We start from the raw sequence: 21,873 nt of genomic DNA on the forward strand, positions 1-21,873 counted from the left end.
CTAGCGGGACCGTAACCCCGCGCCGCCGGTTTGGCGATCCGGTCAATGGGGCGTCGCGCGTTGCACGGCGATGAACGGCTCGTCGGAAGTCGGCTGACCGTCCTGAGTGACGGAGAAGCTCTTGCCGTCGATCACATAGCCGTAGCCGGCGTTGGTGAAGGTGAAGCGGTCGCCGTCCGTCTTGCCGCCGGCGATGCGCAAGGTCGGCGGGTTGCTGCGTTGAACGCCGTCGCGCTCGAGCCGCGTCGCCGCGCGCGGGTCGTTGAAATCGAAGGTGCGGAGCAGCGGACCGTCGTCGGCGTCGGCCACCAGCACGGTGCGACCGGCGACGACGCCGAACAATCGGGTCCGCCTCAGCCAACGGCAGGAGATCACGGCCTCGTCGAGTTTCACGCTGAGCACCGGCGGCGTCGTGGCCTGCTCGGGCTTGTCGAGCATCCCGGGGTTCGCGGAGCGCACGAACCCGACTTCCGCGCCGTCGCGGCTGATGAGCGTCTGGGTGACCGAGCCGGCGCCGGGGTCTTCCGTTCCTAGGGCGTAGAGCGCGGCGACGGGCGGATGCATGTCGTTCTTGTCGATGCGCAGTATCGTCACTTCGCGCCTGGCGTCCGGCCGGCTGACGACCAGAACGGTCGGAGCGTCGACGGCGTCGCAGATGAACCAGGGCGGCGGCGGGCCCGGCGACACGGCGGCGACCTCGGGCGCGGACTTGGCGGCCGGCGACGGTTCGGCCGCCTCGCGGTCGCATCCGGCCAGGGCGAGCGGCGCGAGGAGGGCGAAGGGCAGGGCGGAGCGAAGGATCATGAGGGTGTTCCTTGTGCGGCCCGCCTTGTTCGCGCGGAAAGGCGGCGCAAATATAGGCCATGACCAATCCCATCGCCGATCCCCTTGTCGAAGTCCCCGACACCGAGGCCACGACCGATCTCGTGACCGTGGAGGCCACGCCCGAGGGTGTCGTCACCCTGACCCTCAATCGCCCGAGCAAACGCAACGCCTTCAACGACGAGGTGATCGCGGCGCTCAACCAGGCGCTGGAGACCCTGCACCAGGCCGATGGCGTGCGGATCGTCTTCGTGCAGGGCGCGGGACCGACCTTCAGCGCCGGCGCCGACGTCGACTGGATGCACGGCGCCTTCGAGCGCACCGAGGCCGACAATGTCGAGGACGCCTATGAGATGGCCAAGGCCCTCAAGGCGCTGCACGACCTGCCCGCCCTGACCGTCGCCCTGGTGCAGGGCGGGGCCTACGGCGGCGGCGCGGGTCTGGTGGCCGCGTGCGATGTCGCCGTCGCCGCCGCCGACGCCCGGTTCGGCTTCACCGAGGTGAAGCTCGGCGTCGTCGCCGCCACCATCAGCCCCTATGTGGTCGCCGCCGTCGGGCCGCGGATCGCCAAGCGCCTGTTCGCCACCGGCGCCGGCTTCGGCGCGGAAGAGGCCAAGGCCTGGGGGCTGGTGCATGAGGTGGTCGCCGACGCCGCCGGCCTCGAAGCCGCCAAGGCCGCGTGGGCGGGATCGATGGGGCCGTGCGCCCCCGGCGCCATCGGGGCCAGCAAGGCGCTGGTGGACGCGGTGTACGGCCAGGAGATCGACCATGGCCTGATGATGGAGACCGCCAGGCGGATCGCCGAGGCGCGGGTCTCGGAGGAAGGGCAGGAGGGGCTCCGCGCCTTCCTGGAGCGCCGCAAGCCGTCCTGGGCCTAGGGACCGCACCCAGTGGCGTTGCATATGATCAAGCTGGTGGTCGGCTGCGATACGGTCGACGACCTTCTCGAATGGCGCAAGGGGCAGCCCGATCCGTGGATTCTGCGCACGCGGCAGACGCCCAAGCGCGCGGAGGAGCTGATCGACGGCGGCTCGATCTATCGGGTGTTCAAGGGCCAGATCCTCTGCCGCCAGCGCATTCTCGCGGTCGACACGGTGGGCGAGGGGCAGGCGGCGCGCTGCCAGATCACCCTCGATCCCGAGATCGTCTACACGGCGCCCGCACCGAGACGGCCTTTCCAGGGGTGGCGCTATCTGAAGCCCGACGAGGCGCCCGCCGACCTGACGGGCGGCGAGGACGCCGACATGCCGCACGAACTGGCGCTGCAATTGCGGCAGCTGGGGGCTTGGTGAAACACTCTAGCTGTGGATGATTCGATGGGTCGCGTTGACGAACGTTAACGCTCGGGAGGACCCTCCGAGAAAGAGATTCGGCCCCTAAGGGAGATCGCCATGACCAGCGTGATCGTGATCGGTAATGAGAAGGGCGGCGCCGGCAAGTCGACCATCGCCGTGCACGTCGTCACCGGACTGCTCCACGCCGGGGCCAAGGTCGCGGTGATGGACCTCGACCTGCGCCAGGCCTCGACCGCCCACTTCTTCGAGAACCGCCGCACCTGGGCGACCGCCAACCAGGCCGACCTGCCGCATCCGCAGCTGATCCGCCTTTCGACGAACGATGTCGCCCTGGCCGAGCTTTCGACCGAGGAGCAGGTGGCGAGCTTCGAGGCCGCCCTGGCCCAGGCCACGGATGTCGACTTCATCCTGATCGACACGCCCGGCGGCCACACGCCGCTGATGCGCCTGGCCCACGGCCGCGCCGACCTGGTGGTCACCCCGATGAACGACAGCTTCGTCGATTTCGACATGCTGGGCGTGGTCGATCCGGTGAGCCTGGAGCTGAAGCGTCCCAGCCTCTACGCCCTGACGGTGTGGGAGGCGCGCAAGGCCAAGGCCCAATCGCAGGGCCGCTCGCTGGAGTGGGTGGTGCTGCGCAACCGCCTGGGCGTGGCCGAGGCGCGCAACGGCAAGCGGGTGGACGAGCGTCTGACGGCGCTGTCGAAGCGGGCCGGCTTCCACCTCGGGCCGGGCCTGCGCGATCGGGTGATCTATCGCGAGCTGTTCCCGTTCGGCCTGACCGTCGCCGACCTTTCGGCCAAGGTGCGTCCGGTACCGATGGGGCTGCAGCACGTGGCCGCGCGTCAGGAGCTGCGGGCGCTGATGCATTCGATCGGGCTTTCGGCCTATACCGGCGACGAGCTTCTCGCCGCCGAGTAGGGCGGCCTTCGCTGGGCGAATCCTGAATGACTTACCTTGCCCTGGGCTTCGCCGCGTTGGCGCTGCTGATCTGGGTGGGGCGCAGCGGCCTGCCGGCCCGCAAGGCCGTGCGCCAGTTGCAGTGGCGCTTCCTGGCCGGCGGCCTTTCCGTCGCCTGTTTCACCGCGGCCGCCTTCCTGTCGATGCGCGGCGGGTGGGGGAAGGGGATCGTGCTGTTCGTCGTCGGCCTGTGGGCCGCCACCCTGGTCCGCACGCCGCAGGTCGAGGCGCGGCGAGCGGGGTCGGCGCCAAAGGCCGAACCGATGGGCCTGGCCGACGCCCGCGCCATCCTGGGTGTCGGTGAGACGGCGACGAAGGCCGAGATTGAAGACGCCTATAAGCGCCTGATGCGTCGCGCCCATCCAGATCAGGGCGGCACGACGGGCCTGGCCGCGCAGCTCAACGCGGCGCGTGACCGACTGCTCGGTCGCTGATAGGCTGACGTCGTCATGATGATGAGCCGCATTCGATCCTGATCGCGACGCCGCGCCAGCGGCGGATCATCCGGCGCCGTGCGCCGTATCCAGCGATCAGTGAGACAACCTCATGACTTCCCACGATTTCGACGTCGACGGCTTCGTCCGCGACGGTTACCTGCGCATCGACAACGCCTTCGATCCCCGGCTCGCCGAGGCGTGCCGCTCCGTCCTCTGGCGCGAGATGGGCCTCGACCCTGATGACGCGGCGGGGTGGACCCGGCCGGTCGTCCGGCTGGGCTTCCACGCCGAGCCGCCGTTTCGTGAGGCGGCGAACACGCCGCGCCTGCATGCCGCCTATGATGCCCTGGTCGGCGCGGGACGGTGGCTCCCGCCGGCCGGCCTGGGCACATTCCCGATCCGCTTTCCGTCCGCGACGGACCCCGGCGACACCGGATGGCACATCGATGTCAGCTTCGGGCAGGATGCGCCGGACTTCCTGGATTGGCGCGCCAACGTCGTCTCGCGCGGTCGCGCCTTGCTGATGCTGTTTCTGCTGTCCGACATCGGCGAGGACGATGCGCCGACCCGCGTTCGCATCGGGTCGCACGGCGACATCGCGCGACGCCTGGCCCCGGCCGGCGACGCGGGCCTGACTCTCCGGGAGATGCTGGCGGACGACTTCGGCGGCTCGGGCCGTCGACCCGAGATCGCCGCGACCGGCCCCGCGGGGACGGTCTACCTCTGCCACCCGTTCCTGGTGCATTCGGCCCAGCCGCTGTGGAGCGGCCGGCCGCGTTTCCTCGCCCAGCCGCCGTTGCTGCCGGCCGAGCCCTTGAGGCTGGATCGTGTACGGGCGGATGAGTCGCCCGTCGAGCGGGCGATCCGGGAGGCCGTCGAGGCCGGGCCTAGCTCGGCTTGATCACCATGCAGACGGCCTTGGCCGACTTCAGGGTCGAGCAGGCGCTTTGGGCTTCACCCGCCGTCATGTTGATGAACTGGGCGCGATAGGCGCCGCCGGCGCGTTCGACCGTGCTCTCCGCGCCGGCGAACACCTTACTGAACTTCCTGTTGGCGATCTTGATCTGCTCGCGAGCCAGCGACTGGCTCTTGAAGGCGCCGACCTGAACCTTGTAGGTGCCCTTGGGCTTGGCGGCGGGCTTGGTCGCCGGCTTGGCGGCGGGATTATTCACGAGCGCGATCTGCAGGCCGTCCTGCTCGCCGTCGCCCTGGCCGATCGACGGGCGCATGATCAGGCCCTGCGGTTCCGGCTCGAAGAGGTTCTGCGCCAGGGTGATCTTCTCGCCCCGGTCGCGACGGGCCAGCACGTCGAAGCCGGTGACCAGCAGGTCTTCGACATTGTTGTCGCGCGCGGCCACCGAGGAGCCGCCAAGCACCACCGCGATCAGACGGCGGCCGCCACGCACGGCCGAGGCGGCGAGGTTGTAGCCCGAGGCGTTGGTGTAGCCCGTCTTCAAGCCGTCGACGCCCGGCATCTTGCCGAGCAGGCCGTTGTGGTTGCGCAGGCTGCGGCCGCGGAAGGTGAACTGCTGGACGCTGAAATAGGAATAATACTGCGGATAGTCGCGCATGACGGCGCGCGAGAGCAAGGCGATGTCGCGCGCCGTCGAGATCTGGCGGCTGTCCGGCAGGCCGTTGGCGTTGACGAAGTGACTGTTGACCATGCCCAGCTCCCGGGCGCGCAGGGTCATCAGGGCGGCGAAGCGCTGCTCGCTGCCGCCGAGCTTCTCGGCCAGGGCGACGGCCATGTCGTTGGCCGACAGGGTGCAGAGCGAGCGGATGGCGTCGTCGACGCTGATCTGGTCGCCGGCGCGAAGGCCGAGCTTGGTCGGGGCCTGAGCCGCGGCCCGCGGCGAGACGGTGACCATGTCGGTCGTCTTCAGGCGACCTTCAGCCAGCGCTTCGAAGACGAGGTAGAGAGTCATCACTTTCGTGATCGAGGCGGGATACCGGGGGCTGTCGCCGCGTTTGGAGTACAGCACCTCGCCCGAATTGGCGTCCACCACGATGGCGGCGTACTTCGGCTCCGCCGCCGGCACCTTGAGATAGGGTATCTGCGCCGTGGCGATCGCGGGCGCGGCGACCATGGGTGCGGCCACCGTGGCGGCTGCGGCAAACGCCAGAAACAGGCGGCGGGCAGGCTCGATCATCGAACGGGTCCGTCGAACAAAAGTGATTCCACACCGAACTGAGCGTGGTCCGATAACCATAGCATCAACCCGTCTCCCTTTAGCGAAGGTAAACGCGCCTTAGCCAAATTGTCGCATGACGCCCGTAGCTTAAGCATTTGAAGGGTTAACGGCCGACCGTCTGGTGCAACGGTTTTTGGCGCGTTCCGCGACATTTTGTGCGCTGCACAAAAAATTATTGACTGCTGCACTGCAACATGAGAAAACAATCACCGCGAGATTTCACCCTGACGGCGGAACCGCCCGTCCGTCGTCTTACTGGAGTTGTGATCATGGCCACCACCGCTGAAACCGCCAAGTTCTCCGCCGAGCAGTTCACCGCCGCCGGCGCCACCGCGTTCAAGGAAGGCGTCGAAAAGTCGCTCGCCGCCCTGAACGAAGCCAACGCCTATTCGAAGAAGAACCTCGAAGCCCTCGTCGCCTCGGCCACCGCCGCGGCCAAGGGTGTCGAAGCGCTCGGCGCCCAGGCGCTGTCGTACTCGAAGAAGTCGTTCGAAGACCAAGTCTCGGCCACCAAGGCCCTGGCCGGCGCCAAGAGCGTGCAGGAAGCCGTCGAACTGCAGACCGCCTACGCCAAGAGCGCCCTGGAAGCCTACCTGGCCGGCGTCAACGCCATGTCGGCCACCGTCGCCGCCTCGGTGAAGGACAGCCTGAAGCCGCTCAACGAGCGCATGACCGCCACGGTCGAACAGGTTCAAGCCGCGCGCTAAGCGTCGCCGCGAGTTTAGTAAGCGTAGCGTAGCCAGTAGCGTAACGCGTACCGAAGGCCCGGACCGGAAACGGTCCGGGCTTTTTCGTTTTCGCCGCCCGCCTTCCGCCGCCGTCCGACCCGCGCTAAGCATGGATCGACCGTGTTCTTGGGAGGCCATATGTCGAGCGTCGAACAGCGTCTGGCGGAGCAGGGGATCGTCCTGCCGGAGCCGGTGGCCCCCATCGCCAACTATGTGCCGTTCGTCCGGTCGGGCCAGTTGGTGCATATCTCGGGTCAGGTTTCGCTGGACGCCTCGGGCGGCGTCACCGGCACGGTGGGCGTCGATGTTGACCTCACCAAGGCGCAGGCCGCCGCCAAGCTGTGCGGGATCAATCTCATCGCCCAGATGAAGGCCGCCTGCGAGGGCGACTTGGAGCGTGTCGTCCGGGTGGTGAAGCTCGGCGGCTTCGTCCAGGCCGGGCCGGATTTCTTCGACATCCCGCAGGTGGTGAACGGTTGCTCCGACCTGATGGTGGCGGTGTTCGGCGACGCCGGCCGGCACGCGCGCTCGGCGGTGGGCGTCTACAAGCTGCCCCGCAACTTCGCCGTCGAAGTCGACGCCGTGGTGGAGATCCGCTGATGCGAGCGCGCACCCGCCCCGGGACGGAGGTGTTTGGCGAGGCGTGGGAGCGGCTGTTCGAGCCGGCCATCGCCCACCGGGGCCTGTGGTCCTTCGACGGAGCGCCGGAGAATTCAGCCGCCGCCTTCCAGGCCGCCTGCGCGGCGGGCTACGGCATCGAGCTGGACGTGCAGCTCTCGTCGGACGGCGAGGCGATGGTGTTTCACGACGCCACGCTCGACCGCATGTGCGGCGTCGAGGGGCGGGTGAGGGACCATTCCGCCGCCGAGCTGAGCGCCATGCGCCTGGGCGGCACGGACGAGACCATCCCGACCCTGGCGGACGTGCTGACCCTGGTCGGCCACCGCGCCATGGTGCTGATCGAGGTGAAGACCCCGGCCGGCGAGGTGGGGGAGCTCGAGAAGCGGGTCAGCGAGGTGCTGCTCGATCACAACGGCCCGACGGCGGTGATCGGCTTCAATCCCTATTCGCATGCCTGGTTCGCCGACCATCATCCGCAGATCCTGCGCGGGCTGGACAGCTACGCCCATCGCGACGCCGGCGCTCAGAAGATGGCCCCTGAACAGCGCCGCGCCTACGCGGCCCTGGAGCACGTCGACCTGGCCCGGCCCGACTTCCTGGCCCTCGGCCTCGACATGCTGCCCAGCGCCCAGGCCGACCTGCTGCGCGCCAAGGGCATGCCGGTGATCTGCTGGACCGCCCGCAGTCCGGCCGACTGGGACCGGGTGAAAGCCCACTGCGACAACCTTATCTTCGAGGGCTTCACCCCTCAGTGAGTTTTGGTGGTCAGTGACCCTGGCGAACGAAGTCCGCGTCCATCGTCGCATTTCCGAGATCGGCCGCGAGGCGTGGGACGCCTGCGCGCCAATGGAGGCTGGCGGCAATCCATTCGTCTCGTTCGACTTCCTCGATGCGCTTGAGGAAACCGGCTGCGTCGCGCCGCAGGCCGGCTGGGGGCCGCAGCATCTTTCCGTCGCCGACGAGACCGGCCGCGTCGCCGCGGTGATGCCGCTCTACGCCAAGGGGCATAGCCAGGGCGAGTACGTCTTCGACCACGCCTGGGCTCAGGCCTATGAGCGGGCCGGCGGCCGCTACTATCCGAAGCTGCTCAGCGCCTCGCCGTTCTCGCCGGTGACGGGGCCGCGTCTGCTGGTGCGTCCGGACGTCGACGCCGGGGCGGCGCGGCGGGCGCTCGTGGGCGGGGCGCTGGGCCTCTGCGAACAGCGCGGCGCCTCGTCGGTGCATATCACCTTTCCGACCAAGACCGACTGGGACTGGCTGGGGGAGGCGGGCCTCTTGCTGCGGCAGGACCAGCAGTACCATTGGCATAACGCCGGCTACGCGAGCTTCGACGACTTCCTGGCCGCCCTGTCGTCCAGCCACCGCAAGAGCATCCGGCGCGAGCGGCGCGACGCCCAGGAGGGGATCGAGATCGTCGCCCTGACCGGCGAAGAGCTGACCGAGGCGCATTGGGATGCGTTCTTCGACTTCTACATGGACACCGGCGACCGCAAGTGGGGCCGGCCCTATCTGAACCGCGCCTTCTTCTCGGCCCTGAACGCGCGGATGGCCGACAAGGTGCTGCTGCTGCTGGCGCGCCGGGGAGGGCGCTGGATCGCCGGGGCGCTGAACCTGATCGGGCCGGACTGCCTCTACGGTCGCCACTGGGGCGCCATCGAGCACGTGCCGTTCCTGCACTTCGAGCTCTGCTACTACCAGGCCATCGAGCATGCGATCCGCCTCGGCCTGCCGCGCGTGGAGGCCGGCGCCCAGGGGCAGCACAAGATCACCCGCGGCTACCTGCCGACCCCGGTCTACTCCGCCCATTGGATCGCCGACCCGGCCCTGCGCGAGCCGGTGCGCCGCTATCTCGAACAGGAGATGCCGGCCGTGGCCGAGGAGATCGAGGCGGTGACGGAGGAATATTCGCCGTTTCGGCGGGCCGATTAGCGGGAATTGAAGGGCGGAACCTTCGCCGTCGGCGGCTGGTTTTTCTTGCAGTGATCTGGACCGAGGAGACCGCGATGAAGCGCCTTATTTTGATCGCAGCCGGCTGCGCCTTGCTGACCGCTCCCGGCCTCGCCGCCGCCCAACCCGGCCACGGCAAACCGCCGCCCGGCCTTGCCAAGAAGCCCTACGGCATGCCCCCTGGGCAGGCGAAGAAGATGTGGGCGCGCGGTGAGCGTCTGCCGCGCAGCTATTACACCGAGAGCCGCTACTACGTGACCAACCCCCGGGCCTTCATGCTGCCCCCGGCGCCCTACGGTTCGCGCTGGGTGCGCGTGGGCGACGCCTACTACCTGACGCGCACGGATACCGGCGTGATCATGGATTTGGTCTCAGCCCTGGCGCGCTAGAACCTTTTAGGGCCGGATGGACTCATCTGGCCCGTTGAAAAAGGCTCTACTTTCTAATGTTTAGAGCGCGCTCGGGCGGGTTAACCGCGCACACTTAACCCTCGCGCGCTCTAGGGTGCCGCGAACGCCTGCGTCAGCAACTCGCCAACCCGCTCATCCACGTCGTCCGCGCGGCTCAGCGGCAGCCGGCTCTTCAGCCGGTCCGACCAGCCGTCCTTGCCGGTCGCCGGTTCGAGGCGGGGATCGGCGCTTGGCGGCACGGCGAGGCCGAGGACGGCGCCGCCGCCCCTGGCGGGCTTCACGGCCGCGAACTGCGCCTTGCGCGACCATGCGCTGAACGTCTTGCGCTGACCGGTGACCAGACCGTCGAAGTCGGCGACCTTCGCTTCGACCGCTTCGAAGATCGCGCGGCTGCCGGCGTCCTTCCACAGTGCGTCACTCAGGCTGTCGGCCTCGTACCAGTTCATGCGGTCGGGGAAGGCGGCGTTGAGCACGACGGCGCCGCGATTGACGCCGAGGCCGTGGTTATCGCGCAGCCAGTCGATCTGTCTGCGGGTGGTGGTCTCGGGGCAGGCGCGGGCGATAACGGCCCATTCCTCGAGGCTCTTGCCGGTGTCGCGCACCAGGCCCGCCCGCACCGAGGCGAACCACTTCTTCTGCTGCTCGGTGAGGAACTCGCCAGTCTTCTCCGCCACGGCTAAACCTCACCTCGTTTGAAATGGAGCCTAGCATGAGCCTGACCGGCGCCTACGACGAAGCCAATGTCTTCGCCAAGATCCTGCGCGGCGAGATGCCGGCCGTGAAGGTGTTCGAGGACGACGAGGTCCTCTGCTTCATGGATGTGTTCCCGCAGAGCCGCGGCCACATGCTGCTGATCTCCAAGACCTCGAGGGCGCGCAACATCCTGGAGGCCGAACCCAAGCCGCTGGGCCGGCTGATCGGGGCGGTGCAGAAGGCGTCGCGGGCGGTGACGGCGGCGTTGAAGCCCGACGGCGTCGTGGTCACCCAGTTCAACGGCGAGGCCGCCGGCCAGACCGTCTACCACCTGCATTTCCACGTGATCCCGCGTTGGACGGGGCAGCCGGCCGGCCGTCACGCCGACAAGATAGCTGACATCGAAGAACTGAAGGCCATCGCCGCGCAGATCAGCGCGGCCCTCTAACGCAAAAAGCCCTCCCGGTGGGGAGGGCTTTCGCATTTCACAGAAGGGCGGGTTTTACTCCGCCAGCGCCGGCTCTTCGATGACCGGGGCGCCCGGTTCGTGCGGCGGGGCGCCGTCGATCTCGAACTCGAAAGCCAGCTTGCCGTCCTTGAGCACCACGCGGACGTGGCCGCCCTTGGCCAGCTTGCCGAACAGGATGTCGTCCGCCAGCGGCTTCTTGATCTCCTCCTGGATGACGCGGGCGAGGGGGCGCGCGCCGTAGAGTTCGTCGAAGCCGTTCTTGGCCAGCCAGTCGGCGGCGTCGTCGGTCGTCTCGATGGTGACGTTGCGGTCGGCCAACTGGGCTTCCAGCTGCATGACGAACTTCTGCACCACCAGGCGGATGATGTCCTGCGTCAGCGGCTTGAAGGCCACCACCGCGTCGAGGCGGTTGCGGAACTCGGGGGTGAAGATGCGCTTGATGGCCTCCTCGCTCTCGTGGTTCGCCTGGCCGCGGCCGAAACCGATGGTCTGACGCTGGCTGTCGGCGGCCCCCGCGTTGGTGGTCATGATCAGGACCACGTTGCGGAAGTCGACCTTCTTGCCGTTCGAGTCGGTCAGGGCCCCGTTGTCCATCACCTGCAGCAGGATGTTGTAGACGTCCTGGTGCGCCTTCTCGATCTCGTCGAGCAGGACGACGGCGTGCGGATGCTGGTCGACCGCGTCGGTCAACTGGCCGCCCTGGTCGTAGCCGACATAGCCCGGAGGGGCCCCGATCAGGCGGCTGACCGTGTGGCGCTCCATGTATTCCGACATGTCGAAGCGCAGCAGCTCGATGCCGAGCGTGGAGGCCAGCTGGCGCGCCGCCTCGGTCTTGCCGACGCCGGTCGGGCCGCTGAACAGGTAGCTGCCGATCGGCTTGTTCGGATCGCGCAGGCCCGCCCGCGCCATCTTCATGGCGCTGGAAAGCTGCTTGATCGCCTCGTCCTGACCGAACACCGCCCGTTGCAGGTCGGCTTCCAGCGACTTCAGGGCCTCGGTGTCGGTCTTGCTGACCGATTTCGGCGGGATGCGGGCGATCTTGGCGACGACGGCCTCGATCTCCTTCACGCCGATGGTCTTCTTCCGACGAGCTTCCGGCAGCAGCATCTGGCTGGCGCCCGCCTCGTCGATCACGTCGATCGCCTTGTCGGGCAGCTTGCGGTCGGTGATGTACTTGGCCGAGAGGTCCACCGCCGTCTTCAGCGCCTCGTTGGTGTACTTCAGCTTGTGGAATTCCTCGTAGTAGACCTTGAGTCCCTTGAGGATTTTCAGCGTGTCCTCGACCGTCGGCTCATTGACGTCGATCTTCTGGAACCGGCGCACCAGGGCGCGGTCCTTCTCGAAGTGCTGGCGGAATTCCTTGTAAGTGGTCGAGCCCATGCAGCGCAGCGTGCCGCTGGCCAGGGCCGGCTTCAGCAGGTTGGACGCGTCCATCGCCCCGCCGCTGGTCGCGCCGGCGCCGATCACCGTGTGGATCTCGTCGATGAACAGGATGGCGTTGGGGTGCTGCTCCAGCTCCTTCACCACCTGCTTGATGCGCTCCTCGAAGTCGCCGCGATAGCGGGTGCCGGCCAGCAGCGCGCCCATGTCGAGCGAGAAGATGGTGGCCTCGGCCAGCACTTCCGGCACCTGGTGGGTGACGATCTTGCGGGCCAGGCCCTCGGCGATGGCGGTCTTGCCGACGCCGGGGTCGCCCACCAGCAGCGGGTTGTTCTTGGTCCGGCGGCAGAGAATCTGGATCGCGCGCTCGACCTCCATGGCGCGGCCGATCAGCGGATCGACCTTACCCTGGCGGGCCTTGTCGTTGAGGTTGACGCAATAGGCCTCCAGCGCCTCGGCGCCGGCCTTGGCCGCGGGCTTGTCGTCCTCCTCGACGGAGGCGCCCTTGACCACCTTGGGCTCGGAGGCGCCGGCCTTCTTGGCGATGCCGTGGGCGATGAAGTTCACCGCGTCGTACCGCGTCATGTCCTGCTCCTGCAGGAAGTAGGCGGCATGGCTTTCGCGCTCCGAGAAGATGGCGACCAGCACGTTGGCGCCCGAGACCTCTTCGCGGCCCGAGGATTGGACGTGAATCACCGCGCGCTGGATCACGCGCTGGAAGCCGGCGGTCGGCTTGGCGTCGTCGGCGTCCTCGACCACCAGGCTCTTCAGCTCGGTGTCGAGGTACTGCACGAGGCTGGCCTTCAGCGCGGTCAGGTCCACGTCGCAGGCGCGCATGACGCCGGCGGCGTCCTCGTCGTCGGCGAGCGAGAGCAGCAGGTGCTCCAGCGTGGCGTATTCGTGCTTACGCTGCTTGGCCAAGGCCACGGCGCGGTGCAGGGATTCTTCTAGGTTCCGGGAGAAACTGGGCACGGGGACCTCTACTCCTTTTCCATGGTGCATTGCAGCGGATGCTGGTGGCGGCGGGCGCTGTCGATCACCTGTGCGACCTTGGTCTCGGCCACTTCGTAGGTGAAGACGCCACACACTCCGACACCGTTCTGGTGCACGTGCAGCATGATCCGGGTCGCATCCTCCCGGGACTTGTTGAAAAAGCGCTCAAGGACGTACACGACGAATTCCATCGGCGTGTAGTCGTCATTGAGAATCAGCACGCGGTAGAGTGACGGCTTCTGCGTCTTGGGCTTGGTCTGGGTCGCGATCGCCGATCCGGCGCCGTTGCCGATCCCTTCTCCGATCCCCTTACGCTCCGCCATGGCTCACTCGCTCCGCGCGGAGGATACGCCCCGCTGACTGCAATTAGATATGCCGCATTGCGGCGTTGGGAAGGGGGCGTCGACGCGCCGCGCCGCTTTGGCGCATTTGGCTGTGCACATGTGACGCCCTGATGGCGATCCAATGCGATGCGGACATAACGATATAAAGATATCTTTATATCATCGTTGACAGGCGCGGGGCCTTGGCGCGATTATGGCGGCGTCGAGGTTCCCCGCGTCGTTCGCGGCGTGGGGCTAAGAGGGAATTCGGTGAGCGCTCCCGCGGGCGTGAAGCCGAAGCTGCCCCCGCAACTGTGAGCGGCGAGCCGAGGTCCATTCCGCGTCACTGGCGCCTGGCCCTGCGAGGGGCGGCGTCGGGAAGACCGGACCGAAGCTGCGACCCGTGAGCCAGGAGACCTGCCCCGACAGATAACGTCCTCCGGCGGGGTGTCCGGGCTGGTCGCAAGCCACGCCCGCCGCTCATCCCGTTCGGTGCGCGCCGCGCTCGCGCCTGCCTGCCTCGCCACAACGCAAATGGCAGAGGCTAGAAATGACCGTCACCGTCGCCACGCTCGGCTTCCCCCGCATCGGTTCGCGGCGCGAGCTGAAGACCGCCCTGGAAAGCTATTGGTCGGGCAAGACCGACCGCGCCGCGCTGCTGGCCACGGCGGCCGAGCTACGGGCCCAGGCCTGGACGCGCCAGCGCGACCTGGGCGCCGACATCGTGCCCAGCAACGATTTCTCGCTGTACGATCAGGTGCTCGACACCGCCGCCATGGTCGGCGCCGTGCCGGCGGCCTATGGCTGGGCCGGCGAGACGGTGGACCTCGACACCTATTTCGCCATGGCGCGCGGCCGTCAGGGCGACGGCGAGTCGCACGCCGCCTGCGGCCATGCCCATCACGGCCACGACGTCACCGCCCTCGAGATGACCAAGTGGTTCGACACCAACTACCACTACCTGGCGCCGGAGTTCGGGGCGGGGCAGGGGTTCAGATTCGCGTCGACCAAGCCGGTCGACGAGTTCCTTGAGGCCAAGGCGCTGGGTCTCCACACTCGGCCGGTGCTGGTCGGGCCGGTGACGTTCCTCAAGCTCGGCAAGACGGCCGACGGGTCGGACGCGCGCGATCTGCTGGCCGGCCTGCTGCCGGTCTATGCCGAGCTTCTGAACCGCCTGGCCGCCGCCGGCGCCGATTGGGTTCAAATCGACGAGCCTTGCCTGGTGCTGGATCTCGACGCCCGCGACCGCCGCGCCCTGGCTCAGGCCTATGAGACCCTGGCCCGCACCGCGCCGGGCGTGAAGCTGATGCTGACCACCTATTTCGGAGCGCTGGGCGACAATCTGGAAGCCGCACTGGCCTTGCCGACGGCGGGCCTGCACATCGATCTGGCGAGGGCGCCGGAGCAGCTGGTCCCGGTGCTGGCCAAGGCGCCGGCGGGCAAGGTGCTGTCGCTGGGCGTGGTCGACGGGCGCAACGTCTGGCGCGCCGACCTCGACGCCCTGCTGGCGCGCCTGGAGCCGCTGCTGGCCGAGGACCGCGAGATCATCCTCGCCCCGTCGTGCTCCTTGCTTCACACCCCCATCGACTTGGCGCAGGAGCCGGGTCTCGACGCCGAGGTGCGGTCCTGGTTGGCGTTCGCGGTGCAGAAGGTCGAGGAACTGACCGTCCTCGCCAAGGCGCTGAACGAAGGCCGTGACGCCGTCGCCGACGAACTGGCCGCGGCGCGCGCGGCCAACGACTCGCGCCGCCGTTCGCCGAAAATCCATGACGCCGCCGTCGCCGCCCGCCTGGCCGCCGTCACGCCGGCGATGAGCCGCCGCGCTTCGGCGTTCGGCCGCCGCCAGGCGCTGCAGATCGCGCGGCTGGAGCTGCCGGCCCTGCCGACCACGACGATCGGCTCGTTTCCGCAGACCGAGGCGGTGCGCAAGGCGCGTGCGGCCCATGGCAAGGGCGAGATCGACGCCGAGGTCTACGAAGGCTTCCTGCGGGCCGAGACCGCCCGCGCCGTGCGCTGGCAGGAGGAGGTGGGGCTCGACGTGCTGGTCCACGGCGAGTTCGAGCGCAACGACATGGTGCAGTACTTCGGCGAGCAGCTTTCCGGTTTCGCCTTCACCAAGCACGGCTGGGTGCAGTCTTACGGTTCGCGCTGCGTGCGGCCGCCGATCCTCTACGGCGACGTCTCGCGGCCGAAGGCGATGACCGTCGCGTGGTGGCGATACGCCCAAGGTCTCACCGACAAGCCGATGAAGGGCATGCTGACGGGGCCGGTGACCATCCTCAACTGGTCGTTCGTGCGTGACGACGTCGCTCGGGAGCTGGCCTGCCGGCAGATCGCCCTGGCGATCCGCGACGAGGTGGTCGACCTGGAGGCGGCCGGCGCCAAAGTGATCCAGATCGACGAGGCGGCGTTGCGCGAGGGCCTGCCGCTGCGGCGCGGCGACTGGCAAGCCTATCTCGACTGGGCGGTAGAGTGCTTCCGCATCACGGCCTCGGGCGTGGCCGATCACACCCAGATCCACACCCACATGTGCTACTCGGAATTCAACGACATCATCGCCGCCATCGGGGCGATGGACGCCGACGTCATCTCCATCGAAACCGCGCGGTCGAAGATGGAGCTGCTCGACGCCTTCGTCGGCTACGCCTATCCGGCCGAGATCGGGCCGGGGGTCTACGACATCCACTCGCCCCGGGTGCCCAGCGTCGAGGAGATGACCGAGCTGCTCGGCGCCGCGCAGCAGCGCCTGTCGCCCGGCCAGCTGTGGGTGAACCCCGATTGCGGCCTCAAGACCCGCAAATGGCCCGAGACCGAGGCGGCGATCGTCAACATGGTGGCGGCGGCGCGCCAGGCGCGGAAGGCCGTTCCGGTCACCTAACCGTTTGAGCCGGGTTTCAAGGTGCGGCCGCGGACCACCGCGGCCGTGCCGAACTTGGCGCGCAGGGCGTCGACGGCGGTCTCGGTCTTCAGTGCGCGCTGCTCGTCCCCGGCGAAGAGGTCGGTTCCGCCGCCGGCGCCGGCCTCGGCCAGGTCGGAAAGGCCGATGCCGATCAGGCGGTAGGCCGCCTTGCCGACCTCGGGCTTCAAGAGGGAGCGGCCCACTTCATAAAGCGTCTGCGCCGTCTGGGTCGGGATCGGCAGGGTCTTGCGGCGGGTGACGATCTGAAAGTCGGCGCGGCGCAGTTTCAGCACCACGGCGCGGCCTGTGAGGCCTGAGGCGCGCGTGCGGCGGGCCACCTTCTCGCAGAGGGGCAGGAGCTCGTCCTCGAGATCGGCCAGGCTGGTCAGGTCGTGGTTGAAGGTGTTCTCGGCGCTGACCGACTTGCGCTCGCCGACGGGATCGACCGCGCGGTTGTCGTGGCCGTGGGCGAGGTTGTGCAGGCGCAGGCCGTAGGAACCCAGGCGCTCGACGAGGGTCTTCGGATCGGCGTTGGCGATGTCGCCCACCGTGCGCAGCCCGGCCTTTTCCAGCGACTTCACAGCCGCCGGCCCGACGCCCGGCAAGATGCCGACCGGCTTGGCCGAGAGGTAGGCGACGGCGTCGGAACCCAGCGCGGAAAAGCCCTTCGGCTTGTCGAGTTCGGAGGCGACCTTGGCGAGGAACTTGTTGCGGGCGAGGCCGATGGAGACGGTGAGGCCAGTCTCGGCCTCGATGCGGCTCTGCAGCCGCGCGAGGGTCAGGGCCGGCGGGCCGCCGTGCAGGCGCTCGGAGCCGGAAAGGTCCATCCAGGCCTCGTCGAGCGAGAGAGGCTGAACCAGGGGCGTGAGGTCGCGCATCATCCCCATGATCCGCTTGCTCTCGAAGGTGTACTTGCTGAAGTCCGGCTTGATGACCACGGCCTCGGGGCAGGCCTTCAGGGCCTTGAACATCGGCATGGCCGAGCGCACCCCGCTCATGCGGGCGATGTAGCAGCAGGTCGAGACCACGCCGCGCACGCCGCCGCCGACGATCACCGGCAGGTCGCGAAGTTCCGGGCGGTCGCGCTTTTCAACCGAGGCGTAGAAGGCGTCGCAGTCGAGGTGGGCGATGGAAAGCGTATCCAGGTCGGCGTGCGCCACGATGCGCATGGAGTTGCACGAGGGGCAGCGTCGCTGCGCAACCTCCGCGGTCCAGAAGCAGTCGCGGCAGAACGCCTTCATTCGTCGTCGGGCCAGAGCCAGGCGGCGCCGCGCACGCCGGAGCTGTCGCCGTGCAGCGCCTTGCGGATGGGCGTCGTGAAGCTGTCGGTGAAGGCGTATTCGAGGACGATCGGCCGCACGCGCTCGTAGATCTCGTCGGTGTTCGACATGCCGCCGCCCAAGACGATGACGTCCGGGTCCATCAGGTTGACGACCACGGCCAGGGCGCGGCCCAGGCGGCCGATGTAGTGATCGAGGGCGAGGCGGCCCTGGGCGTCGCCGTCGCGGGCGCGCCCGACGATGACGTCGCCGGGCGGGCGCTCGCCGCTCAGCTGCTCGTACTCGTTCTGCAGGCCGGTGCCGGAGATCCACAGCTCAAGGCAGTTGTCGCGGCCGCACCAGCAGCGAGGACCCGGATACTCGGCCGGCGTCGGCCAGGGCAGGGGAATATGTCCGAACTCGGCGGCGACGCCGTTGTGGCCGTCGACGCCGCGCCCTTCGATCGCCAGGCCCCCGCCGCAGCCGGTGCCGAGAATCACCGCGAAGGCCAGGCGGGCGCCGGCCGCCGCGCCGTCGGGCGCCGCCTCGGAGATAGCCAGGCAATTGGCGTCGTTGGTCAGGCGCACGGGGCGGCCCAGCGTCTTCTCCAGATCCTGCGCGAACGGGCGATCGTTCAGCCAGGTGGCGTTGGCGTTGCGCATCAGGCCGTCGACCGGCGAGATCGAGCCCGGCGTGCCGAAGCCGACGCGCGGAACGCTCTGGCCGATTTCGCTTTCCACGCGTTGGATCACGTCTTTCACGACATCCAGGGCCGCGTCGTACCGTCCGGGATTCTTTTCACGAACGCGGGCGACGATCCGGCCGTCCGCATCCAGCGCCGCGGCCTCGATTTTCGTGCCGCCGAAATCCACGCCGATACGCATGAGCAACCTCTCCAGGACGGCCGGACGGCCAAGTGCGACTAACGCCGGCTTAAGGATATCCGTGTCATCAGCGACGGGAAGCGGCGCGACTCGGAAGTCTTGCCGCGCCAAGCGTCTCTTGGGGTCGGAATGACGAAAAAGGTCCTCATCGTCGAGGATAACGAGCTGAATATGAAGCTCTTCCACGACCTGCTCGAGGCCCAGGGCTACGAGACGCTGCAGACTCGCGAGGGCCTGCAGGCGCTGAGCATCGCGCGCGAGCACAATCCCGACCTCATCCTCATGGACATCCAACTGCCGGAGATCAGCGGCCTGGAGGTCACCAAGTGGCTGAAGGAAGACGACGACCTGGCGCACATTCCGGTCGTGGCCGTCACCGCCTTCGCCATGAAGGGCGACGAGGAACGTATTCGTGAAGGCGGCTGCGAGGCGTATATCTCCAAGCCGATCTCGGTGTCGCACTTCCTCGACACCATCAAACGCCTGTTGGGTTAGGGGCCGATGACGGCGCGCATCCTGGTCGTCGACGATATCGAAGCGAACGTCCGGCTGCTCGAAGCCAAGCTGACGGCCGAGTACTATGAGGTCGAGTGCGCGTCGGACGGCGTCACCGCCCTGGCCATGGCCGCGGCCAATCCGCCGGATATCGTGCTGCTCGACGTGATGATGCCGGGCATGGACGGCTTCCAGGTCTGCCGCCGCCTGAAGGACGATCCCGCCACCCGCCACGTGCCCGTGGTGCTGGTCACCGCCCTCGATGGGCGCGGCGACCGCCTGCAGGGCCTCGAAGCCGGGGCCGACGACTTCCTGACCAAGCCGATCGACGATGTGATGCTGTTCGCCCGCGTGGCCAGCCTCACGCGCCTGAAGCTGGTGATCGACGAACTGCGCCAGCGTGAGGCCTCGGGCCGCCGCATCGGCGTGATCGCCGGCGTGGCCTCGCGCCTGGGCGGCACGGGCGGCCGCGTTCTGGTCGTCGACGACCACGAGCGCCAGGCCGAGCGGATCAGCGCCGAGCTGGCCGTCGAGCATCGTCCGGTGGTCGAGACCGATCCCGAGAAAGCCCTGCTGACCGCCCATGGTCCGGTCGACCTCGTGGTGCTGAACACCGCGGCCAAGACCTTCGACGGCCTGCGTCTCGCCGCGACCCTGCGCTCCGATGAAGCCACCCGGCATCTGCCGATCCTGGCCATCGTCGACGCCGACGACCGCCGCCGCCTGGTCAAGGCGCTGGAGATCGGGGTCAGCGACATCATCGTGCGCCCCGTCGATCCGCAGGAACTGGCGGCCCGCGCGCGGACCCAGGTCAAGCGCAAGCGCTACACCGACTTCCTGCGCCACAACCTCGATCATTCGCTGGAGCTGGCGGTCACCGACCAGCTCACCGGCCTGCACAACCGGCGCTACATGACCGGCCAGCTCGACAGCCTGGTCAAGCGGGCCATGCACGGGGGCGACCCGGTCGCGGCCCTGATGATCGACATCGACTACTTCAAGAAGATCAACGACAGCTTCGGCCACGACGTGGGCGACGAGGTGCTGCGGGAGTTCGCCGTGCGCCTGGCCTCGAACGTCCGCGCCATCGATCTGCCGTGCCGCTACGGCGGCGAGGAATTCACGGTGATCATGCCGGGCACCCGCCTGGAGGACGCGCACCGCATCGCCGAACGGATCCGCAACCACGTGGCCGGCTCGCCCTTCCGGGTGGCGGGCGGCACGGAGCTGCTCAGCGTGACCATATCCATCGGCGTCGCCGCCACCGTGCCGGGCGATACGCCCGAGGCCCTGCTCAAACGGGCGGACGAGGGCGTTTACGAAGCCAAGGCGGCCGGCCGCAACACTGTCGTCGTGCGGGCCGCGGCTTGAGGATCTCCACGGGCTTCGCCGTCGCCACGGCGCTGACCCTCGCGGCCGGCGTCTTCGCCTGCGGTCCCAAGGAATCGCCGGAAGTCACCCGCGCCCACGCCATCATGGCCGGCGTCAGCGCCAAGGTTCCGGGCGCGACCTTCGGCAAGGTTTGGGCGAACGGACCCTGGACCTGCGGCCGCTTCACCGATGAAGGGGTGGAGAAGGGTTTCCTGGGCAAGACCGTCGACGTGTTGTGGATCGAGGGGCCGGACACGCGGCCCTACTACGACGACGCCTGGCGCGCCTACTGCAGCGCGCCCAAGGCGCCGCTGTTCTAGCGCCGGCCGACCGCCGCCAGGATCTGGCTGAGCAGGGTCCAGTGCGCCTCGTCGCGCTGCTGTTTCGGAAACTTGGTCAGGCCCCAGCGGGCGTTGTGGATCACACGCTCCTCGACCACGGCTGAAAGCCGCGCGAGTTCGGTCTCGTCCATGCGGCACAGGCGCGTTACCTGGTCGTAGATCAGATCGAAGCGGGCCCGAGGCTCATCCACCGTGTCGTAGGCTTCGTCGATCATGCCGTCGAAGGTTTCAAAGCCGGCCTCGCGCAGCAGTGGCAGGGCGCCGGGGCTGCCGAAGGTGACGAAGGGGTGGAAGTTCACCAGCGGCTTGAAGGGCTTTTCGGTGTTCCAGCACGGCCGGTCCGGCATCGAGGGCTCGGTGACGACGCTGAACCATGACTGGCCGTATTCCGGCAGGGTGAAGTCGGTCATTGGCGCCGTGCCGGTATTTTCCTCCGGTCCGAGCAGTACGCGTCCGTGCTCCACCAGCGGCCGGAAGTGGGGCATCAGCTCTTCCGACAGGTCGGTGAAGCCGGGCAGGGCGGCCATGCGCCGCCGAAATTCCTTGTAGCCCTTGCCGACCGTCTTGACCGCCGGATCGAAGCCGCCGGTCGAGATGAAGCCGTCATCCCACAGCCCGTCACGGATCAAGCTGAGCAGGAACATCGCCTTGATCGGGCGCGGGGTATAGTTCAGCGAAATGAAGCGCTTGGGCCGCTTGGCCCCGCGCGCGCGGAACGCCTCCAGCCGGGCTTCGAACATGTCGCCGCCGCCCGTCTCGAACTGATTCATGAACTCCCAGATCCAGAAGTCATGCAGCACGACGGGGATCGGATCGCCGACGCCGCGGCGAGCGCAGTCGGCAAGATATTCGCGCCCATAGGAGCGGTCCGCGGTGAGGTAGACGGCTTGGCGCGGCGACGCGCCGAGGGCGGCGAGGAACTCGTTTCGAACGGACTCGACCTGGGCGTCGTGCGGTGTCGCTTCGTTCGACGAGTCGAGCACGATCCCGACCTTGCCGTGCGCGATGCGCGCCCGCAGCCATTCCGGCAGGCCGGCGATCAAATCGCGGCTGTGGGCGATAGCGTTGGCGGTGGCCATCGGCAGGATGATGAGGTCGATGTCTACATCGACAGGTGCGACGCGCTTGTGAATGGTGACGCCAGGATGCTCGAACGCCGCGAAGGCGTGGCGGATATGCGAGCCGACCAGGGCGTGGATCATGCGATCGGGCCGGGGCGGGGGCGCGGCGGCTGTCGACATCGCCTCGCTGCGCCGCCCGAACCAGCGCGCCATCAATCCATTCAGCACCATCGGGCCTGTCTAGCGCAGAGGCCCGAAATGCAAAACGCCCGGCGTTTCCGCCGGGCGTCTTT

General features: G+C 68.2%; 23 protein-coding genes and 1 riboswitch. Of the genes, 15 read left to right on the forward strand and 8 right to left on the reverse strand.

Annotated elements, in window-relative coordinates; all coding sequences use genetic code 11:
* Window positions 1–42: 42 nt before the first annotated feature.
* Window positions 43–804: a hypothetical protein gene (locus tag ACFLIT_RS01325; protein ID WP_479909375.1), complete on the reverse strand. Its 762-nt coding sequence runs from the start codon at window positions 802–804 to the stop codon at window positions 43–45.
* 59 nt (window positions 805–863) lie between these two features.
* Between ACFLIT_RS01325 and ACFLIT_RS01330 the strand changes: the two genes are divergently transcribed.
* The 5 genes from ACFLIT_RS01330 (at window position 864) to ACFLIT_RS01350 (ending at window position 4,415) form a co-directional block, all read left to right on the forward strand.
* A complete protein-coding gene (locus tag ACFLIT_RS01330; RefSeq protein ID WP_479909376.1) occupies window positions 864–1,700 on the forward strand; it encodes an enoyl-CoA hydratase-related protein in 837 nt (278 codons plus the stop codon).
* 12 nt (window positions 1,701–1,712) lie between these two features.
* A complete protein-coding gene (locus tag ACFLIT_RS01335; protein ID WP_479909377.1) occupies window positions 1,713–2,114 on the forward strand; it encodes a DUF1489 family protein in 402 nt (133 codons plus the stop codon).
* Window positions 2,115–2,207: 93 nt separating this feature from the next.
* Complete coding sequence (gene mipZ / locus ACFLIT_RS01340) at window positions 2,208–3,038, forward strand: division plane-positioning ATPase MipZ (RefSeq protein ID WP_479909802.1); 831 nt, start codon at window positions 2,208–2,210, stop codon at window positions 3,036–3,038.
* A gap of 26 nt (window positions 3,039–3,064) precedes the next feature.
* Window positions 3,065–3,511, forward strand: coding sequence for a DnaJ domain-containing protein (locus ACFLIT_RS01345; protein WP_479909378.1), 447 nt, complete (start codon window positions 3,065–3,067; stop codon window positions 3,509–3,511).
* 112 nt (window positions 3,512–3,623) lie between these two features.
* Window positions 3,624–4,415 (forward strand): phytanoyl-CoA dioxygenase family protein, encoded by a 792-nt coding sequence (locus tag ACFLIT_RS01350; protein WP_479909379.1) that lies wholly within the window; start codon window positions 3,624–3,626, stop codon window positions 4,413–4,415.
* On the opposite strand, the gene ACFLIT_RS01355 is transcribed toward ACFLIT_RS01350, so the two are convergent.
* Window positions 4,402–5,664 (reverse strand): D-alanyl-D-alanine carboxypeptidase, encoded by a 1,263-nt coding sequence (locus ACFLIT_RS01355; RefSeq protein ID WP_479909380.1) that lies wholly within the window; start codon window positions 5,662–5,664, stop codon window positions 4,402–4,404. The genes ACFLIT_RS01350 and ACFLIT_RS01355 overlap by 14 nt on opposite strands.
* Before the next feature lie 311 nt (window positions 5,665–5,975).
* On the opposite strand from ACFLIT_RS01355, the gene ACFLIT_RS01360 reads away from it, so the two are divergent.
* From ACFLIT_RS01360 to ACFLIT_RS01380, 5 genes are all read left to right on the forward strand, one after another.
* Entirely contained in the window at window positions 5,976–6,413 is a 438-nt protein-coding gene (locus ACFLIT_RS01360; RefSeq protein ID WP_479909381.1) for a phasin family protein, read from the forward strand.
* 159 nt (window positions 6,414–6,572) lie between these two features.
* Window positions 6,573–7,034 (forward strand): RidA family protein, encoded by a 462-nt coding sequence (locus tag ACFLIT_RS01365; protein WP_479909382.1) that lies wholly within the window; start codon window positions 6,573–6,575, stop codon window positions 7,032–7,034.
* Window positions 7,034–7,810: a glycerophosphodiester phosphodiesterase gene (locus ACFLIT_RS01370; RefSeq protein ID WP_479909383.1), complete on the forward strand. Its 777-nt coding sequence runs from the start codon at window positions 7,034–7,036 to the stop codon at window positions 7,808–7,810. The genes ACFLIT_RS01365 and ACFLIT_RS01370 overlap by 1 nt, the downstream gene beginning before the upstream one ends.
* A gap of 13 nt (window positions 7,811–7,823) precedes the next feature.
* A complete protein-coding gene (locus ACFLIT_RS01375; RefSeq protein WP_479909384.1) occupies window positions 7,824–8,984 on the forward strand; it encodes a GNAT family N-acetyltransferase in 1,161 nt (386 codons plus the stop codon).
* A 74-nt stretch (window positions 8,985–9,058) separates the two neighbouring features.
* On the forward strand, window positions 9,059–9,391 hold the full coding sequence (locus ACFLIT_RS01380) for an RcnB family protein (RefSeq protein ID WP_479909385.1): 333 nt from the start codon (window positions 9,059–9,061) through the stop codon (window positions 9,389–9,391).
* Between the two features lie 110 nt (window positions 9,392–9,501).
* Here the strand turns inward: ACFLIT_RS01380 and ACFLIT_RS01385 are convergent, their stop codons facing one another.
* Window positions 9,502–10,086 carry a DUF5655 domain-containing protein gene (locus tag ACFLIT_RS01385; RefSeq protein WP_479909386.1) on the reverse strand — a complete coding sequence of 195 codons (585 nt, stop codon included), beginning with the start codon at window positions 10,084–10,086 and terminating at the stop codon, window positions 9,502–9,504.
* Window positions 10,087–10,121: 35 nt separating this feature from the next.
* Between ACFLIT_RS01385 and ACFLIT_RS01390 the strand changes: the two genes are divergently transcribed.
* Window positions 10,122–10,553, forward strand: a complete 432-nt coding sequence (locus ACFLIT_RS01390) for an HIT family protein (protein WP_479909387.1) — start codon at window positions 10,122–10,124, stop codon at window positions 10,551–10,553.
* 54 nt (window positions 10,554–10,607) lie between these two features.
* On the opposite strand, the gene clpA is transcribed toward ACFLIT_RS01390, so the two are convergent.
* Together clpA and clpS are read right to left on the reverse strand one after the other, a co-directional pair.
* Window positions 10,608–12,926: an ATP-dependent Clp protease ATP-binding subunit ClpA gene (gene clpA, locus ACFLIT_RS01395; RefSeq protein ID WP_479909388.1), complete on the reverse strand. Its 2,319-nt coding sequence runs from the start codon at window positions 12,924–12,926 to the stop codon at window positions 10,608–10,610.
* Between the two features lie 8 nt (window positions 12,927–12,934).
* Window positions 12,935–13,270 (reverse strand): ATP-dependent Clp protease adapter ClpS, encoded by a 336-nt coding sequence (gene clpS / locus ACFLIT_RS01400; protein ID WP_479909389.1) that lies wholly within the window; start codon window positions 13,268–13,270, stop codon window positions 12,935–12,937.
* Window positions 13,271–13,479: 209 nt separating this feature from the next.
* Window positions 13,480–13,709, forward strand: a riboswitch (cobalamin riboswitch).
* Window positions 13,710–13,820: 111 nt separating this feature from the next.
* Between clpS and metE the strand changes: the two genes are divergently transcribed.
* On the forward strand, window positions 13,821–16,148 hold the full coding sequence (gene metE / locus ACFLIT_RS01405) for a 5-methyltetrahydropteroyltriglutamate--homocysteine S-methyltransferase (protein WP_479909390.1): 2,328 nt from the start codon (window positions 13,821–13,823) through the stop codon (window positions 16,146–16,148).
* Here metE and ACFLIT_RS01410 read toward each other — a convergent pair.
* Window positions 16,145–17,410 carry a DNA polymerase IV gene (locus ACFLIT_RS01410; RefSeq protein ID WP_479909391.1) on the reverse strand — a complete coding sequence of 422 codons (1,266 nt, stop codon included), beginning with the start codon at window positions 17,408–17,410 and terminating at the stop codon, window positions 16,145–16,147. The two genes, metE and ACFLIT_RS01410, sit on opposite strands and share 4 nt — an antisense overlap.
* Window positions 17,407–18,312, reverse strand: coding sequence for an ROK family protein (locus ACFLIT_RS01415; protein ID WP_479909392.1), 906 nt, complete (start codon window positions 18,310–18,312; stop codon window positions 17,407–17,409). The genes ACFLIT_RS01410 and ACFLIT_RS01415 overlap by 4 nt, the downstream gene beginning before the upstream one ends.
* A gap of 129 nt (window positions 18,313–18,441) precedes the next feature.
* Between ACFLIT_RS01415 and divK the strand changes: the two genes are divergently transcribed.
* From divK to ACFLIT_RS01430, 3 genes are read left to right on the forward strand one after another with little or no spacing between them, the layout of a single operon-like run.
* Entirely contained in the window at window positions 18,442–18,807 is a 366-nt protein-coding gene (divK, locus tag ACFLIT_RS01420) for a cell-cycle response regulator DivK (protein WP_479909393.1), read from the forward strand.
* A 6-nt stretch (window positions 18,808–18,813) separates the two neighbouring features.
* Window positions 18,814–20,178, forward strand: coding sequence for a PleD family two-component system response regulator (locus tag ACFLIT_RS01425; protein WP_479909394.1), 1,365 nt, complete (start codon window positions 18,814–18,816; stop codon window positions 20,176–20,178).
* On the forward strand, window positions 20,175–20,498 hold the full coding sequence (locus ACFLIT_RS01430; protein ID WP_479909395.1) for a hypothetical protein: 324 nt from the start codon (window positions 20,175–20,177) through the stop codon (window positions 20,496–20,498). Before ACFLIT_RS01425 ends, ACFLIT_RS01430 begins: the two co-directional genes overlap by 4 nt.
* Here the strand turns inward: ACFLIT_RS01430 and ACFLIT_RS01435 are convergent.
* Window positions 20,495–21,793: a hypothetical protein gene (locus ACFLIT_RS01435; protein ID WP_479909396.1), complete on the reverse strand. Its 1,299-nt coding sequence runs from the start codon at window positions 21,791–21,793 to the stop codon at window positions 20,495–20,497. The two genes, ACFLIT_RS01430 and ACFLIT_RS01435, sit on opposite strands and share 4 nt — an antisense overlap.
* Between the last annotated feature and the right edge of the window lie 80 nt (window positions 21,794–21,873).

Source organism: Caulobacter sp. HJHS_5 (assembly GCF_056683955.1).